The organism is Roseibium sp. HPY-6 (assembly GCF_040530035.1).
In the GTDB taxonomy this organism is placed as follows: Bacteria; Pseudomonadota; Alphaproteobacteria; order Rhizobiales; family Stappiaceae; genus Roseibium.
The window spans coordinates 463,798-479,155 of the sequence record NZ_JBEWCD010000001.1; the positions used below are offsets into that span (position 1 = coordinate 463,798).

Below are 15,358 nucleotides of genomic sequence, written 5' to 3' on the forward strand. Positions count from 1 at the left end.
GGAAGTTCACGATGAGCGATCAAATCACCCAAATGGACGACGAAACGCCCAAGGTGAAAAAGACAACAGCCGAGTGGATGAGCCAGCTGACGGCTGAGCAATTCTATGTCACCCGTCAGTCCGGTACGGAGCGCCCCTTTACTGGCCCGCATTGGGACAACAAGCTCGTCGGCCGATATGACTGCGTCTGCTGTGATGCGCCGCTCTTCATGTCGGACACGAAGTTTGACGCCGGGTGTGGCTGGCCGAGCTTCTTTGAATCGGTCCATCCAAACGCAATCCGGGAGCTGGAGGACAAGTCTCACGGCATGATCCGCACTGAAATCCGGTGCCGTCAATGTGATGCTCATCTTGGCCATGTGTTCCCGGACGGCCCGGCTCCCACGGGATTGCGCTACTGCCTGAACGGTCATGCGATGAATTTCGTTCATGGAGGCCGGCCACCGGCAAAGCAGAACGAAAACAGCTGATCGGGAGCCATCGGGATTCTCGGTTCGGCCAGATGCCTTCCGGCCGGAAAATCAAGCTCAGTCCGAAAGCGATAGCGGCGGCTCACCCGGTAAAAAGGGCTGCAACAATCATCAGGTTGCCGGCAAGTCCGGCGCCATAAGCGATTGATCGTGGTCCGGGAATACCGGACATATAGGACGGGATATACGCCAGACGCGCCCAGAAAAAGACTTGAGCACCGAGGATGGCCAGACCCGCATTCGCGTTGGGCACCACATAGACAAGAAGCGCCGGCACCAGAAACAGCGGCATGTTTTCCTTGAGATTTAGGAGCGCCCGATCTGCCCGAGCCGAGAGTTTTCCTTTTTCGGGCAGTCCATCTCTGCCGCCCGCCAAACGCAGCAGCCCAACGCTTGGAACGTACAAAATTGCAGTGAAGTAGATCTGGCACAGATAAAGGACCAGAACGGCGAGGATCCATGTAGTCATCGATTGCTCCAGCGTTCGTGTGTTGAATGAACGTCACCGGCAGCCTAAGTTTTTCGGCAACAGCAGCAATTCCCTTGCAGGGAATAGAAAATCAGCACGGATCGCCCATGAACGCATACGGCTCGGCATTCGGAAAATCTTTGAAATCACTTCGAGCCGAGCGCGGGCTTAGTCAGGCGGACCTGGCTGGTCGCATCGGGTCGACCCAACGCCATATTTCCTTCCTTGAAACCGGCAGGGCGCAACCCAGCCGTTTTATGCTGCAACGGATTGAACGGGAACTGGCGCTGCCCGTCAGCAGAAGTCAGGTGCTTTATGAGACGGCCGGTTTTGCTGGCCCCTACAAATACCGGGCGGAGGACTCGCGTGACGTTCAGGACGCATTGAACCTTATTGAAACGCGTCTTCTGGCCAACTGGCCCTTCCCGGCTTTCGTGCTCGACAAACGCTGGACGATCCTGCGCAGCAATGGTCCGGGACGGATATTCGTGGCAGGCATCATCGGTCCGCAAAACGAACCTGCGAACCTGTTTCGGATCTTTCTGTCACAGGCGTTCCGTGAGCGCATCCTCAACTGGAAGGAAGCAGCTCCAATCTTCGCTGCCAGGCTCTACCGGGAAGCGGCGCACGATCCGGACCTCGCCGACCTGCTCGAACAGGCCCATAGCAGTGGAATACTCGACGGATTGGACGAAACCTTCCGTGAGGACGTACCCGTCTTTGTCCCTGTCGAGGTCCTCGGGCCGGACGGAAAGCGGTTGAGGCTCACTTCATTGCTTGGACAGCTCGCTTCCGTTCAAGATGCGGTTGTTGAAGGAATGACCATCGAACTCATGGTGCCAATGGACGCTGAAACCGAAGACTGCCTTCACGCAGCTTCCAGATTGTCTCCCGATATGAACGCTGCGGAATAGGAAACAGCCTTGCAAGCACAATCAGTCTTTCACGTTTGCCTCGTTTTAGTGTTTGCGCTGCTTGCACCTCCGGCAGCGGCGGCAGACGTGCCCGACAAAGTTTGGGCCGGTGGTCGCGCGCAGCCCGACGGCGGTCTGCCTGACGGAAGTTTTGCTGTTTACAAGCCAGGCAAGCCTGACGCGGTGGCTGCCTGGTACGGCTCACCGACCCGAAGATATGGGCACGGTATTCTGGGTGACGCGATTGAAGCGGGATCCCTTCATGTCGCGACCCGCAATGGCGACACCTACACACTGACATTGCCGGACAGCGAAGTTTTTGAAGACCGGACACCGCGGATCGTTGACCTCGACAACGATGGCCGTTTCGAAGTGGTCACAATCCGTGCGTATTTGAACGCCGGCGCGAGTGTTGCGCTTTTCGGACTTCGAGGTGGTAAACTGGTTGAGCTCGCCTCAACGCCAGCGATCGGAACCCCGAACCGATGGCTCAATATTGCCGGTATTGCCGACTACGCTGGCCGCGGCAAACCGCAAATAGCTTACGTGGAAACGCCCCATATCGGCGGAACGCTGCACTTCGTTGAATGGCGCGGAAACAGACTTGCGCCAGTAGCCTCGATCCGGGGATTTTCAAATCACAGGATCGGCGCGCGCGAACAGGAACTGACAGCCGATATCGACTATGACGGTAACGGACGCCCCGACATCGCTGTCCCGGCAAACAATCGCGCTAAGCTTCGGATCATCGGTATTCGAGAGGGTCGCGCTGTCGAGTTACATGCGGAAACATTCCCTGCCGCGATCAAGACAAGTAAACGGCCTGCTCCCGGCTCGAATGCGAAGTGTGTTCAAATGGTCCTTGAGACCGGCAAGTCAGTCGAGGTCTGCGCCGGAACCTGATCCTGGCTCGTGGCCGGGGTCAATTTTTCATGGGCGCGTCGGAATCTTTCCTTGAAGCGAGAATGCGCCCGATATTCACTTCGATCCAATCGGCGATTTGCCGGACCTGAAGGGCAACCTCACGCCCAATAGGTGTCAGGCTGTAGTCCACATGCGGTGGCACGACCGGACGCGAAAACCGGCTGACAAATCCGTCTGCCTCCAGTGTTTGCAGGGTTTGCGACAGCATCTTTTCGCTGACGCCTCCTACCGTTCGCCGAAGTTCGGAAAACCGGTGGTCGCGATCCAGCAGCGCGATGAGAACCAGCACGCCCCAGCGGCTCGTCAAATGTTTCAGGATTTCGCGTGAAGGGCAATTCTGATTGAAGAGCTCACCACGCCGCATCATCTCCGACAGTGCAACACCCTGCCCGGCTGCGGCATCTCGTGATTGCGAGCAGCTAGTCGTCCGGCCGGACTCACTTTTTTCACTCATGACCGTCAAATCCCAAAACTAACCTTTTTGTATGTACTAACAAAAAGTAAGTTACGGGTCTACATGGACTGCATTCGAGCACGATATCCCGAGACGAAATGAGGAGAATTGTCATGATTGCAGTTACGGGCGCCAACGGTCAGTTGGGACGGCTGGTTTTGGAACACCTGTCGAACATCACTGACATGCCGGTCAGGGCACTGGTGCGCTCACCGGAAAAGGCACAGGATCTTGCTTCCGATAAGGTCACACTTGCCAGGTTCGACTATGATGACCCGGAGAGCCTTCCGGCCGCGCTGGAAGGCGTGTCCCGGTTGTTGCTGATATCTGGTTCTGAGGTCGGCAAGCGTGTCGCGCAGCACAACGCCGTCATTGAGGCTGCGAAGAGTGCGGGCGTTAGCTTCATAACATACACAAGCCTCTTGAATGTCCCGCATTCGACTCTCGTACTGGGCGCCGAACACATCGAGACAGAAAAAATGCTCTCCGAGAGCGGCATCCCGCACGCCATTCTGCGAAACGGGTGGTACGTGGAAAACTATGCCGGAACTGTTGCCGCCGCACTTGAACATGGTGCCGTGGTCGGGGCAAGCGGTGACGGCAAAACGTCCATAGCCGGTCGTGACGATTACGCAGAAGCGGCCGCCCGCATTGTCTCCGGCGACGACCTTTCGACCCGAGCACTGGAACTTGCAGGCGACCAGGCGATCAGCCTCGCCGATATTGCCGAGGAGATCTCGCGGCAAGCCGGCAGACACATCCCTTCTCAGAACCTGGCAGAGGAAGACTACGCGGGCGTGCTGACCGGGGCAGGATTGCCCGAAGGGATTGCAAAGGCGATAGCGGACGCCGACCGCGGCGCCGCTCAAGGCGAACTCTTCAACAGCTCGTCAGCACTGAACGGCATCATCAGCCGCCCGACAAGAACACTGGCGGATCTTGTCAGTGAAATCCTGGGCGGCTCCAAAGCCACCGGCTGAGCATAGCCGTAAACGGGTTTCGGAGGCGCTCCTTCCGGAACCCATTCAAGAAACTGCTTAATCACTTCAAGGATATTTGTTGGCCCGGATTTGCTGAACCTGATAGGCAGAATTCAGCACTCCGACCGAAAGCCGACCATGTCCCAAACGGATACTCCCGATCTTTACGCTCAGGATGGCCCCTACGCCTGGTTCCGGCTGGCAATTTCAATCCTGCTCAGCACCATCGGCGGTGCGGGTATGTGGGTGGTCGTCATCGTGCTGCCGGATGTACAGACGGATTTCGGCGTCGACAGGGCCGGCGCTTCCCTGCCCTACACAGCAACAATGGCGGGCTTTGCCATCGGCAATTTCATCCTGGGTCGCTTTGTCGACAGATACGGCATTGTCCCGCCGGTCATTGCCTCCGCGCTTTTCCTGGCAGCAGGATTTTCGCTCGCCGCACTTAGCCAGAACATTTTGCTCTTCACGGTCGCACAGGGACTGTTGATCGGTCTGGGTACGTCCGCAACGTTCGGTCCGCTTGTGGCCGACATTTCGCATTGGTTCCTGAAACGCCGCGGTCTCGCAGTCGCGTGTGCCGCATCCGGCAACTATCTTGCAGGTGTGCTGTGGCCGTCCTTCATTCAGTGGAACCTTCAGAGCGCGGACTGGCGGGAAACCTATTTTGTCATTGCCGCCGTTTGCTTGGTCACGATGGTTCCGCTTGCATTGCTGCTCCGGCGGCGCCCACCTGAAGCAGCATTGGCGATCGATACGGCATCGCAGAGGTTCGGACAACACACAACCGGGTTGTCACCAACAGCGCTTCAGGCCCTGCTGATCATTGCCGGACTGAGTTGTTGCGTGGCGATGTCGATGCCGCAGGTTCATATCGTGGCGTATTGCGTCGACCTTGGATACGGCGTCGCACCAGGGGCGGACATGATCGCTCTGATGACCGGAATGGGCGTGATCAGCCGCCTCGTCTCCGGCGTCCTGGCCGACAAGATTGGCGGGGTGAGAACACTCCTGATTGGATCCGTACTGCAGTGCGCAGCGCTGTTTCTCTATATTCCGTTCAACGGCCTTGCCTCGCTTTATCTGGTTTCCCTGATTTTCGGCCTGTCGCAGGGCGGCATCGTTCCGAGCTATGCGGTTATCGTGCGGGAATATCTTCCTGCGCGCGAAGCCGGACAGCGCGTTGGCCTCGTGATGATGTCGACAATCCTCGGAATGGCACTCGGCGGCTGGATGTCCGGCCTGATCTACGATCTGACAGGGTCCTACCAGGCTGCCTTCTTGAACGGAATTGCCTGGAACTTCCTCAACATGGCGATCATGCTATTCATTCTGTTCAGAGGCCGCGCGCGGCTCGCCATGTCCTGACTGGGCAATCCTCTGCCTGAAAAGCTCGGCCTGAAAATGCGCACTATCTGCACATGACCTCCACCGGGAACGCAGGCATTCAGGATCTTCTCCACGTGTCGATCAGGCACTGAGGATATTCATGGCCCTTGCAGTCGCAATCGCGATTGCTGCACTTATCGCAATGCTTCTCCCGATGAAATGGTCTTGCGTACTGTGTGCTTTTTTGGTGGTGGACTATTTCTATGTCTTGGCGTCAATCCCCGAAGGTAGCCTGGAGACGGATCTGCAAAGAGCCGCGACGATTTCGCTGACGGTCTATTCTGCAATTGCCCTGCTCGTCCGGCTGTGCGTGTCTTGGACCGTGTTTGTCTACATGAACACGCCGCGATCATCGAACTAGCGGTTTTGCGCCCGTGATCTCAGCAGGAAGATGAAGAACACACCGCCGATAAAACCGGTCAATATGCCGATCGGCATGTCTTCCGGCGCCATCACCGTTCGCGCCAGCGTATCGGCCCAGATCAGGAAAATCGCTCCCAGCAGCAGGCTGGCCGGCAAAACCCTGGTGTAACTGCCACCGACGATAAAGCGGGCAATATGAGGGATCATGAGGCCGACAAATCCAATCATGCCTGAAAAGGCGACCATCACGCCCGTAATCAGTGCGCAGACCACGAAAACGACCAATCTGAACCTGGCAACAGGAATTCCAAGCGTCGACGCCGTCTCGTCGCCGATTGTCATGGCATTGAGGTCGGCGGCTTTCGCCAGAAGGTAAGGCACTGTCAAGCAAAGAACCCCGAGCGGGAACAACAGATGTGACCACTGCGCGAGCCCCAGGCCGCCGAGCATCCAGAATACAACGGTATGCGCGGCACGCGGATCCCCCACGAAAATCAGGAAATTCGCGAAGGACATTATTATGAAGGACACGGCAACACCGGCCAGTACAAGCCTGTCCGCGCTGGTCGCGGATGCAAAATGCGTAACGCCCAGGACAATGAGCGTTGCCAGCAACGCCCCGCTAAATGCCAGCAGTGGCACGGTCAGCAGCCCCAGAAACAAACCCGTGTGCAAGAGGGCAAAAATCGCACCCGCCGCGCCGCCCGACGAGATGCCGAGAAGATGTGGATCCGCGAGTGGGTTGCGCGTCACCGATTGAAGAGCGGCACCAACGATCGCCAGACCGGCTCCGACGAAGCCGGCAAGCAATGTGCGCGGAAGGCGAATGTCCCAGACAATCGCCTCCCTGCCCTTCGACCAGTCAACTTCCAAGAGCCCTGGAACAAGTTTGTTTGCAACGACGCCGAAGACCGTCCCGGCAGGGACTGAAACAGCTCCGAGGGCGACGGCCACAACCATGGAGACAAGAAGAACCACGCCGCCGGTTGCCAGTACCAAACTGAACTTCCAGTTCGATGTCTCTACTGCTCTCTTGTGATCCGTTTCAACGGCTTTCTCGGCCGGTCGCTGCAACAAGGCTTATTCTCCCCAGAAGGCTTCCGCGAGTTTCTTGACAGCCTTGATGTTGCGCGGACCAGGGGTCGCCTCGACATATTCGAGGGTCACGAACCGGTCGTTCTTGACCGCATCGATATTCGCGAGCGCCGGGTTCTGTTTCATGAAGTCACGCTTTTGCTCCGCGGTGACATTGCCGTAGTTCACGATCACGACGAACTCCGGATCCTTTTCAACGACGGTTTCCCAGTCGACTTTGGCCCAGCTCTTTTCAAAATCGTCCAGCACATTGACGCCGCCCGCGGCCTCGATCAGCGCCGTAGGCATTGCGAAGCGACCAGCCGTAAAGGGCCTGTCTTCACCGCTGTCGTAGACAAATACTCTCAGAGGCTTATCGCTAGTTTTTAAAGTAGACTTGTAATTTTCCAGATCAGCCTTGTAGCCGGCAACCAGGTCGAGAGCAGTGTCTTCGACCCCGAAGATTTTTCCAAGATTGGTCAGGTCATTGTACATGTCCGCCATCGAAACCTTGGGCTTGTCGCCGATATGGATGCACGACTCTGTCAGCTCGTAGACTTTGATGCCGAAGGGTTCAAGGGTTTCCGGTGTGACTTCACCACCCACCTTCATGCCATAGTTCCAACCGGCAAAATAGAAATCAGCGTCAGCTCCGATCAGAACTTCCTTGGTCGGATATTTTGCGGATAGCTCCGGAAGTTCCGCAACACCTTCACGCATTTCCTCATCAAGCGTTTTCCAGCCGGAGATACCCGTGTATCCGACCATGTGGTCCCGCAGCCCGAGCACGAGCATCATTTCGGTGAGGTTGACGTCATTCGAAATCGCGGCCTTTGGGGGAGCGTCGAATGTCACTTCGCGGTCGCAGCTTTGAACGGTTGTTTCCGCCATAGCACCGGTGGATAGGAAAATGGTGGCCAGACTGAGTGCCAAGCGTTTCATGGGAGTCTCCGAAGTTTACAGATGAAAGGTGAGATGCGGCTGGTCGCTCGAAGCGAATTGTTCAAGCCGCGCCTTAACGGAATAGGCCTTTTCGATATGATCCGGCGTCAGGACGTCCTCGGGAACACCGAACGCAACAGCCCTTCCACGGTGCAACAGCAAGGCACGGTCGCAGACGCGCCCTGCAAGATTGAGGTCGTGCAGGCTTGTCACGATTGTGATGTTCAAGCTGCTGATAAGCGCAACAATCTCGAGCTGATGACGGATGTCTAGGTGGTTCGTCGGCTCGTCCAGGATCAGCAGCTCAGGCTCTTGAGCCAAAGCCCGGGCAACCATGACGCGCTGTCTTTCACCGCCCGACAAAGTGCCAAAGGAACGTGATGCCAACGGCAAAAGCCCCATCCTGTCCAGTGAGCTTTCCACGACCTCCGCGTCTCTGTCCCCGTTTCCGGAAAAACCGGTGCCATGCGGACGTCGTCCAAGAGCGACGATTTCCCCGACGCTCAAAGCGAAGTCGGTTGGTTGCTCCTGCAGAACGGCAGCAACTTTTCTCGCCGCAGACCTTGCAGACATCTTCCAGATATCGACACCGTCCAGAAATACGGCGCCTGTGCTCGGTCGGTGAAAGCGATATAGCAGACGCAACAATGTGGATTTTCCTGCACCGTTCGCACCTGCAAGCCCCAGAACCTGGCCGGCAGCAAGGTCGAAGCTGACCGGATGCAGGATGGTCTCGCCCTGCCCGGCACGCCAGCCGGCGTCTCTGACGGAAAGAGCCGCGCCGCTCACGAAACGCCTGCCTTGTTGAGTTCGGTAACAATCATCGCTGCTGGAATACGGGCAAGTGCCGTGTGCGCAAGCTTGCCGGGCCTTTCCCCGGAATTGCACCACCCGTCTTCAAGATCCCGGTATTGCTGAGCGAAGGCAACGAGGTCGTCAATGTCCGTATCCGGATCTATGTCACCGAACAGGTAGGTTGCCTTTTCGCTGGCACGATAAGCCACCGTGCAGGGACGCGAACATCCGGCCATACAGGCTATTCCGGATACCTCGAACTCGGGACCCGTCAACGGCAGTGCCTTTTGCAAAGCGTCCCGCAGGTTGCTGATCAGTTCAAATCCCGGCCGGCAATCCGTACCCTTGTGACGACAGGAGGTGCAAACGAAGATCTTGTGGGTCTCACCACTCATTTGCTGTCCCCCGAGGTCTTGAGATGTCCTTGCGAAGTCGCTGAGGATGCTCTTCCTGCTCCGCCTGCAAACGCCTCCGACGCAGCCTCACATGGGGAACATAATTCCAACATATGTAATGTTATTACATTACAATCATTTTGCAATGCAATAGGCAACCTCGATCCATTCGGACACATCGCTCTGGCGGCGCGTCCACTCAGGCTTGTCCTGGCAAGAGAAGTTGGATGGAATTCAGAAGGTTCGTTCTGTGTCCGGTTCATGTCGCCCTCCGCGAATGCACGGGGCTTTGAAGAACCGAATGTCAAACTTTGTCAGCTGTCGCTGTATCGCCATGTCACCCGCTCCTCCGGAACACCCCGTCCGGGTTGAAGTTGAAGATGAAATGGCAGGTCTCCTGACTTGCGGGTCAAAGCTGGCCTGATCCTTCCCGGGAGATCCCAGTGGTGTTTTCAGGTTCGCTCGCCGCTCACAGTTGCGGGGGCAGTCACGGATTTGGTGCCTTCTGGCTACGCCGCACCGTGTTCCCTTTTAATCCCGATCCGGCTTCGAATACGGGAACCATGTAATCTGTGTGACGAAATTCGCCGGATCTGTCAACGAGGAAACTCGCATGCGGCAACCAGCCCGTCTCACGCGTTCTTAAGCAGGAGACCAATCAAATTTATCTAAAATTTATGCATCCAAAGAAAAAGCAAATGGTCATTGATGCCAAGCAAAAGGCAAATATGATTGTTTGAAAAAGCTCGCAAATAAAGACGAGCCTGACCAAAGAAAAATAACAGTGAGGCATCAGGTTGATCTTTCGATTGGTACTACTTGCGATACTCATCGCGATACCGGGAGCTGCACGAACTGAGGAAGCTGCCAAGGCCATTGTGATGATTACATGGCGCGGCCTGACACCGGCCGAATACAGTTTCGCCGAAAAGCTGGACGAACTCGGCATTAACGCGAAAATTGAATACTTCGATGCCGAGCGCGATCAGACAAAACTGGCGGGGTTCTTGCGCGAAAGGCGGGAAGACCTGCAATCGAAGGATCTGATCTACACCTTCGGCACCACGGCCACCCTGACCGTTCAGAACTTCGAGCTGGAGACGGTGCCTCGCGTCTTTAACATTGTCACCGACCCTGTGGGCGTTGGCCTGGTGCCTTCGCTTGATGCACCGCCTCCTGGTCTGACCGGTGCGAAAATGTCCCTGTCGCCGGAAGTTATTCTCGACTTGCTGGGAAACATCCACGACCTCAATACGCTGGCGATCCTGTTTGACCCGCGGGAGAGCAATGCAGTCGCGGAAGCTGACCGCCTCATGCTCGCGGCAGAAAAGCGCGGGATTGTGCCAAAGCTTTTGAGGTTCGCCCCCGATGCGGATGAAAAGGATCTCCAGATAGCCTCTTTCCAACCCGAATTGGCGTCTTCAGACGCGGTTTACGTGACCTCTTCATCGTCCTACGTCGCCCATCACAGCGTATTGAGGGAGATCATCCCGGAAGATCTTGTCAGTGTCTCGTCCTCCACGGCCTACAGCGAGGAAGACGTCACGCTGGTTTTCGGAACAGAGTATCGTGAGCGCGGAGAAGCTGCAGCCACGCTGGCGGCCAAGATCCTGTTGGAAAAAGTTCCCGCGCATTCCCTGCCGATCAACGAGATTGCTGCATCCGACGCGACACTTTTCGTCAACAGGAACAGCAAGGCGGCGGCGGCCCTCCAACTGGAAAATGCGACAAATCCCGTGGTCTACAGGTAGAGACAGGGCCCAGTTGGTCTATGACAAGGGTCAAGACCGGTAAAGAGCGCACCCGTTGCATCAAGCCGCCCAGCCTGATCGATGTGTTGGTGCGGCGCCAATCGTATGGCCGGCCTCGATGCGCCGTAACGAGACTGGTGATCAAGCCCGGAGCCGCTCTCCCGCCAACGGTGTCTCAAATACGGATGACAGGACCTCGACCTGGCTCTTCCCCAATCTCCCATAAGCCTCCCCGGCCTCTCCGAAAAGCCAGATCAGCCGTTCGCAAAGGTTCATCGCATTCAGCACGTTGATCTTCTGCTGGCCCGACAGAAGCTGTTCGTTCTGCAGATAAGCAACTTTGATCGCATTGATGCCGTTCCCTTTTTTGGACGTCAGTCTGGCCAGCACGTCAAGGGCATCGCTGTTTCTGTCACGAGCAACTGAAATCAGCACATTCAGAATGGCATCAAGTCCCTCAACGGCTGAGTCCGCAAACCACAGGTCCGGGCTCTTTTTACGCAGACAATAGACTTCCGCACCAAAGTCGTGCAGGGCGCTGCGCATCTCTTGCGTGAGATACAAAATGCGTACCAGCAAATCGACATGCTTGTGTTCGTCCGGTGACAGCGAACGATTTGACGCCAGGTCCTGGAGGGCCTCGGCTATGATCTTGTGCAGGGCTCCGGCTGCCTCCAGATTCGCATGAAGCTTTTTGGCTCCGCGATCACACCGCATGCTGTCAAATGCTTCGGAACTCAGCTGCAGAAGCCGAACAGTTTCCAGTTCAATAAGTCTTTGGACAATCGGCGGAGGCTCCTGACACGGCAATGCGAGGTGCTTCGGCTTGGCACCATGCTCTGCGCGTGTCTCTGGACTGAGCTTTTGAAGCAGCTCCGCAGTTGGACCACACAGCAACAGGAGAAACGGTGCAGGCAACACGTTGAACAAGACATAAGCAAGCGCAACCTGCGTGCCCGGATCATTGCTCAGATGCGACAACAAATGGACCACAAGCGGAAATCCGGTTACGGCCTCGATATACATCAGCGGCAAGAGGATCGAAGCCGAAATCGCGTTGAAACCCAGTTTGTAAAGCGCGACCTGCCTCTGCACGCCAGTCAGATTGGCCGAAAGCAGCACCATGAGCACCGAACTGCCGATATTGGTCCCAAAAACAAACATGATGCCGTCTTGCAGCTGAAAAAGTCCGGACTGCAGGAACACAATCATGACCGCTGAAACGGCAATCGATGACTGGGCGAAAACGGTCAGGACCATCCCGGCAAGAAAGGCCAGCACAGGCGCTCCTGCCGTCGCTTCGACGAACTGTATGAACCAGGCTTGCGTTTCAAGCTGCGATGCCGCATCGCGCATGATCTGAAAACCCAGAAACAGGAGACCGACGCCAATTGCAGCGCCTGATACCTGTTCCTTGTGCCGCGAGCCAAAGGCGTAGAAAATTCCGGAGACGCCGATGAGCAGCAATACGGCCACCCGAATGTCCAGGGTGAGGAAGAGCACAATAAGCCCGGCGCCCAGATTGAGGCCGAGAATCACCGGCTGAACCTGCCGGAGTGTCATCATGCCCGCGCGCACCAGCCCGACGAGGAGAAACACGGCTGCAGTGCCGCTTTGGGTCAGTACGATCATGACCATACCAACCGACAGCCCCGCAGGTGCCGTGGACGTCAGTCTTGCAATTCGGCGTTTCAGTTTCTGATCGGCAAGCCGTTTGAGATTGACGCAAAGAAAATGCATCGCGAAGAAAAACAGACCCAGCCCCGCAAACATGGTTGCGGCGATCTCCACATGGTTCGAAATCAGTGGACCTCTCCCCGCGCGCTCAGCTCATCGGCATGGACATTGAGGACCGATCCGAAACCGGAAACCTCAAACACTTCGCGCACACGTCCGGAGACACCGAAAATGCCCATGTGACTGGCCTGACCACGCAGGTATGTGGCCGTCGCCAGAAGAACGCCAAGCCCGGCGCCTGCCAGATAGGTGACCTTTCCCATGTCTATGAGCAGCTTCGGCGGAGCGGTTTCGATCAACTCGCGTAAGGAGCTTTCGAACTCGGCAAGTGTTGCCAGATCTATGCGCCCCGACGGGCGAACGATACAAAGAGCATTTTCTCGATAAATTTCTATTTTCACGGCAATATTTCTCCGGATTATTCTTGTAATTAACCAGGAGGGTCATTCAGTATTTTTTGGATTGCGCTCAACGAAGCCCTTCAAATTGCCTTCGCGTGCGAACCGGTTTCTGTAATTAAAGTCTTAGTCCAACAAAAATCATCAAATCGAGTGCGCGCCGAAAAATTTAGGCGTGCAACCTCTCCTAAGGTAAGATCTGTTCCATCGATTGTCACCCCCTCAATTTTATCAGGTGCTTGAGTGCCTTGAAAAAGGCGTCCTGAGACAAGCTAGCGTAGTTCTCCAGGGAGAGAGGCCTGTCATCGGAATTTCGTTTCGTGTCCCGTTCGTTTCGGGGCAGCGAAGTGACCTGTTTTATGAATTGGATGCTTGACACCGAGGGATTACATTTTGCTTGTGAACCGTTAAGCAATGAGGAGTCTTAGGAAACGCGCTTCTTTTCCGCGAACGTTCAGCTGAATCTTAAAGATCCTGACTATCAAGGACGAAGCGCGCTTAGTTTAAACCTTGTGTCGCGACGTATTCTTGCCCCGATAGTTACAGCACCATGACAGCGCTCATCACGACATCCTCCAGGGCATTTTTGTATGTCTCAGTATCGTCAGGCATCAGTTTTTGACCGCTAGAGATTGTGTGACACATGTCGAACACAAAAGAACTTGTGTTACATTTTTCGGTGACTTTGATCCACAAAATGGCGCTTCAGCACCCTTTGATTAGAAAGATCTTAGTTTTGCTATCACATATATTACCGTTATAAAAAAAATCGTCATACCTAATACAATTCCTATTGTTTCAGGCAAATAAAGTACTACCAATCCTCCAAGAACTAAACCCACCAGAAAAAGAAAGAATAATTCTATTAATTTAAATATTTTTTCGTCCATATTGATTTCGGCTCCTCGACTTTGCTCGCACAAACGCAAATATTGATGCAATGACCATCACCAAGAACGAAACAATCACATTCAAGGGAGAAGCTAAAAAATAATTCACTAATATTATCAAAATAAAATCGACACCGATGTATGCGATCGGCCTCAGAATCGATAAATATTCTTTCCCAATTTTCATCGAATGCGTCTTGGCTCCTTATGAATCTTGGCTCAATTTTCGGAAATTTGCGTCCTTAGCTGCCAAGGCCTACGCTTCCAGTGCGGCAACTTCGACAATTCTTGTGCAGTTTCTCGGTTTTGATCTTGCAGCCAATCCGGCGTCTCCGCCCCTTCTCTAAAGCTTCAATTTGCGCATGAATTCCTGCTTGCCGCCTTTCGTGGCGGGCCCCGCTGCAAACACCCGGAAGAGCACATACAAAAGCGTAAGAACCAATGCGCAAAGCAGACCGATTCCAGCCCCGACCAGGGACCAGATCGACAGTGAATCAGGCGAATAGAAAGCTGCCCCAAGAAACGCGAAAACGATCCACATGCTCCAAATGTAATGTTTCTTTTTCATTCGATGGCTCCTGATAAGTCACAGATGGTTTCCTGAGCTGAACAACCAGCTAGAACCTGCACCCCTGACGGCTGGTGGCTAGTCCAAGCCTGCTCCGGCAAGGACATCTCGGTGCATCGTTCAGTGCCGGAAGCTTAACCTGCGACTGACCGTTAACTCCCAATTCGAACGTGTGCTGTGCAACGGTCGTCGCAAGCACCACGCATGAGTAGTATCCTTCAAGATAGCTTTGTTCCGAGGACGATTTCTCTGAACGAAGGTTCAAATCGATGGCCAAGGCGCTTTGATAAGCTGCAATGCTCTCATGTATCTGAGAACTCAATTGGATGAATTCCGCCTTGTCGTGTGAAGTCTCCTCTGACTGATCTATGCGCGCTTCTGCTTTCTCTATCGAAGCATACAGCTGGACGGCCAGCTTGAGCGCTTCGGCCTCCGAAGTCGGATGATCGGCATATGCCTTTACAGCAAGCAAAAGAAACAGAATTATCGTCCGTAAGATCATGCATCAGCTCCCTAGCTGTAACGACCCATTTTCACTCTAATCGCCCACAAAGGAAGCCAAAAACAGGCAATGGTGCGATGACGGCGAAGATGATTTCCACGGGTCAGGCTCCTTACTGATCTTGGCGAATTTTCGAAAGAATTTGATCGATTGCTCCGCCTAGTTTCCCCATGTCACGCAAACCATCTTGTATTTCAACCTTCTTTTGTTCGTCTGCGGTTAAGTACACGTAAGATAGTTGTCCAAAAAACAAAGTAATAAATAAAGTCAATACAACAAAAACAAAAGTTGAAAACTTTACTGACCACGCGAAATACTCTTTCGAAAAAAATACCAGCTCGCC

General features: G+C 54.8%; 17 protein-coding genes and 1 riboswitch. Of the genes, 7 read left to right on the forward strand and 10 right to left on the reverse strand.

The window, feature by feature from the left end:
* The first annotated feature begins 11 nt into the window (after positions 1–11).
* The gene (gene msrB / locus ABVF61_RS02255; protein ID WP_353991901.1) at positions 12–470 is read left to right on the forward strand and encodes a peptide-methionine (R)-S-oxide reductase MsrB; all 459 of its coding nucleotides are present in this window, start codon (positions 12–14) and stop codon (positions 468–470) included.
* A gap of 82 nt (positions 471–552) precedes the next feature.
* On the opposite strand, the gene ABVF61_RS02260 is transcribed toward msrB, so the two are convergent.
* Positions 553–939 carry an MAPEG family protein gene (locus ABVF61_RS02260; protein ID WP_353991902.1) on the reverse strand — a complete coding sequence of 129 codons (387 nt, stop codon included), beginning with the start codon at positions 937–939 and terminating at the stop codon, positions 553–555.
* Between the two features lie 107 nt (positions 940–1,046).
* Between ABVF61_RS02260 and ABVF61_RS02265 the strand changes: the two genes are divergently transcribed.
* Positions 1,047–1,853, forward strand: coding sequence for a helix-turn-helix domain-containing protein (locus ABVF61_RS02265; protein ID WP_353991903.1), 807 nt, complete (start codon positions 1,047–1,049; stop codon positions 1,851–1,853).
* A gap of 87 nt (positions 1,854–1,940) precedes the next feature.
* The gene (locus ABVF61_RS02270; protein ID WP_353991904.1) at positions 1,941–2,756 is read left to right on the forward strand and encodes a hypothetical protein; all 816 of its coding nucleotides are present in this window, start codon (positions 1,941–1,943) and stop codon (positions 2,754–2,756) included.
* A gap of 19 nt (positions 2,757–2,775) precedes the next feature.
* Here ABVF61_RS02270 and ABVF61_RS02275 read toward each other — a convergent pair whose 3' ends face one another.
* Entirely contained in the window at positions 2,776–3,231 is a 456-nt protein-coding gene (locus tag ABVF61_RS02275) for a winged helix-turn-helix transcriptional regulator (protein WP_502949925.1), read from the reverse strand.
* 113 nt (positions 3,232–3,344) lie between these two features.
* Between ABVF61_RS02275 and ABVF61_RS02280 the strand changes: the two genes are divergently transcribed.
* The 3 genes from ABVF61_RS02280 (at position 3,345) to ABVF61_RS02290 (ending at position 5,961) form a co-directional block, all read left to right on the forward strand.
* Positions 3,345–4,211: an SDR family oxidoreductase gene (locus ABVF61_RS02280; RefSeq protein WP_353991905.1), complete on the forward strand. Its 867-nt coding sequence runs from the start codon at positions 3,345–3,347 to the stop codon at positions 4,209–4,211.
* A 138-nt stretch (positions 4,212–4,349) separates the two neighbouring features.
* Positions 4,350–5,579: an MFS transporter gene (locus tag ABVF61_RS02285; RefSeq protein ID WP_353991906.1), complete on the forward strand. Its 1,230-nt coding sequence runs from the start codon at positions 4,350–4,352 to the stop codon at positions 5,577–5,579.
* Positions 5,580–5,700: 121 nt separating this feature from the next.
* Positions 5,701–5,961, forward strand: coding sequence for a hypothetical protein (locus tag ABVF61_RS02290; RefSeq protein ID WP_353991907.1), 261 nt, complete (start codon positions 5,701–5,703; stop codon positions 5,959–5,961).
* Here the strand turns inward: ABVF61_RS02290 and ABVF61_RS02295 are convergent.
* The 4 genes from ABVF61_RS02295 to ABVF61_RS02310 all read right to left on the reverse strand — a co-directional run bounded on the left by ABVF61_RS02295 (position 5,958) and on the right by ABVF61_RS02310 (position 9,169).
* The gene (locus ABVF61_RS02295) at positions 5,958–6,923 is read right to left on the reverse strand and encodes a FecCD family ABC transporter permease (RefSeq protein ID WP_353993655.1); all 966 of its coding nucleotides are present in this window, start codon (positions 6,921–6,923) and stop codon (positions 5,958–5,960) included. The genes ABVF61_RS02290 and ABVF61_RS02295 overlap by 4 nt on opposite strands.
* 120 nt (positions 6,924–7,043) lie before the next feature.
* Entirely contained in the window at positions 7,044–7,979 is a 936-nt protein-coding gene (locus tag ABVF61_RS02300; protein WP_353991908.1) for an ABC transporter substrate-binding protein, read from the reverse strand.
* Between the two features lie 15 nt (positions 7,980–7,994).
* A complete protein-coding gene (locus ABVF61_RS02305) occupies positions 7,995–8,768 on the reverse strand; it encodes an ABC transporter ATP-binding protein (protein ID WP_353991909.1) in 774 nt (257 codons plus the stop codon).
* A complete protein-coding gene (locus ABVF61_RS02310) occupies positions 8,765–9,169 on the reverse strand; it encodes a DUF1636 family protein (RefSeq protein ID WP_353991910.1) in 405 nt (134 codons plus the stop codon). The genes ABVF61_RS02305 and ABVF61_RS02310 overlap by 4 nt, the downstream gene beginning before the upstream one ends.
* 370 nt (positions 9,170–9,539) lie before the next feature.
* Positions 9,540–9,750, reverse strand: a riboswitch (cobalamin riboswitch).
* A 228-nt stretch (positions 9,751–9,978) separates the two neighbouring features.
* Between ABVF61_RS02310 and ABVF61_RS02315 the strand changes: the two genes are divergently transcribed.
* Positions 9,979–10,920 (forward strand): ABC transporter substrate binding protein, encoded by a 942-nt coding sequence (locus ABVF61_RS02315; RefSeq protein ID WP_353991911.1) that lies wholly within the window; start codon positions 9,979–9,981, stop codon positions 10,918–10,920.
* Positions 10,921–11,061: 141 nt separating this feature from the next.
* Here ABVF61_RS02315 and ABVF61_RS02320 read toward each other — a convergent pair whose 3' ends face one another.
* From ABVF61_RS02320 to ABVF61_RS02335, 4 genes are all read right to left on the reverse strand, one after another.
* Positions 11,062–12,693, reverse strand: coding sequence for a Na/Pi cotransporter family protein (locus ABVF61_RS02320; protein WP_353991912.1), 1,632 nt, complete (start codon positions 12,691–12,693; stop codon positions 11,062–11,064).
* 29 nt (positions 12,694–12,722) lie between these two features.
* Entirely contained in the window at positions 12,723–13,058 is a 336-nt protein-coding gene (locus ABVF61_RS02325) for an STAS domain-containing protein (protein WP_353991913.1), read from the reverse strand.
* Positions 13,059–14,288: 1,230 nt separating this feature from the next.
* Positions 14,289–14,513 carry a hypothetical protein gene (locus ABVF61_RS02330; RefSeq protein WP_353991914.1) on the reverse strand — a complete coding sequence of 75 codons (225 nt, stop codon included), beginning with the start codon at positions 14,511–14,513 and terminating at the stop codon, positions 14,289–14,291.
* A 49-nt stretch (positions 14,514–14,562) separates the two neighbouring features.
* The gene (locus ABVF61_RS02335) at positions 14,563–15,015 is read right to left on the reverse strand and encodes a hypothetical protein (protein ID WP_353991915.1); all 453 of its coding nucleotides are present in this window, start codon (positions 15,013–15,015) and stop codon (positions 14,563–14,565) included.
* Positions 15,016–15,358: the final 343 nt, after the last annotated feature.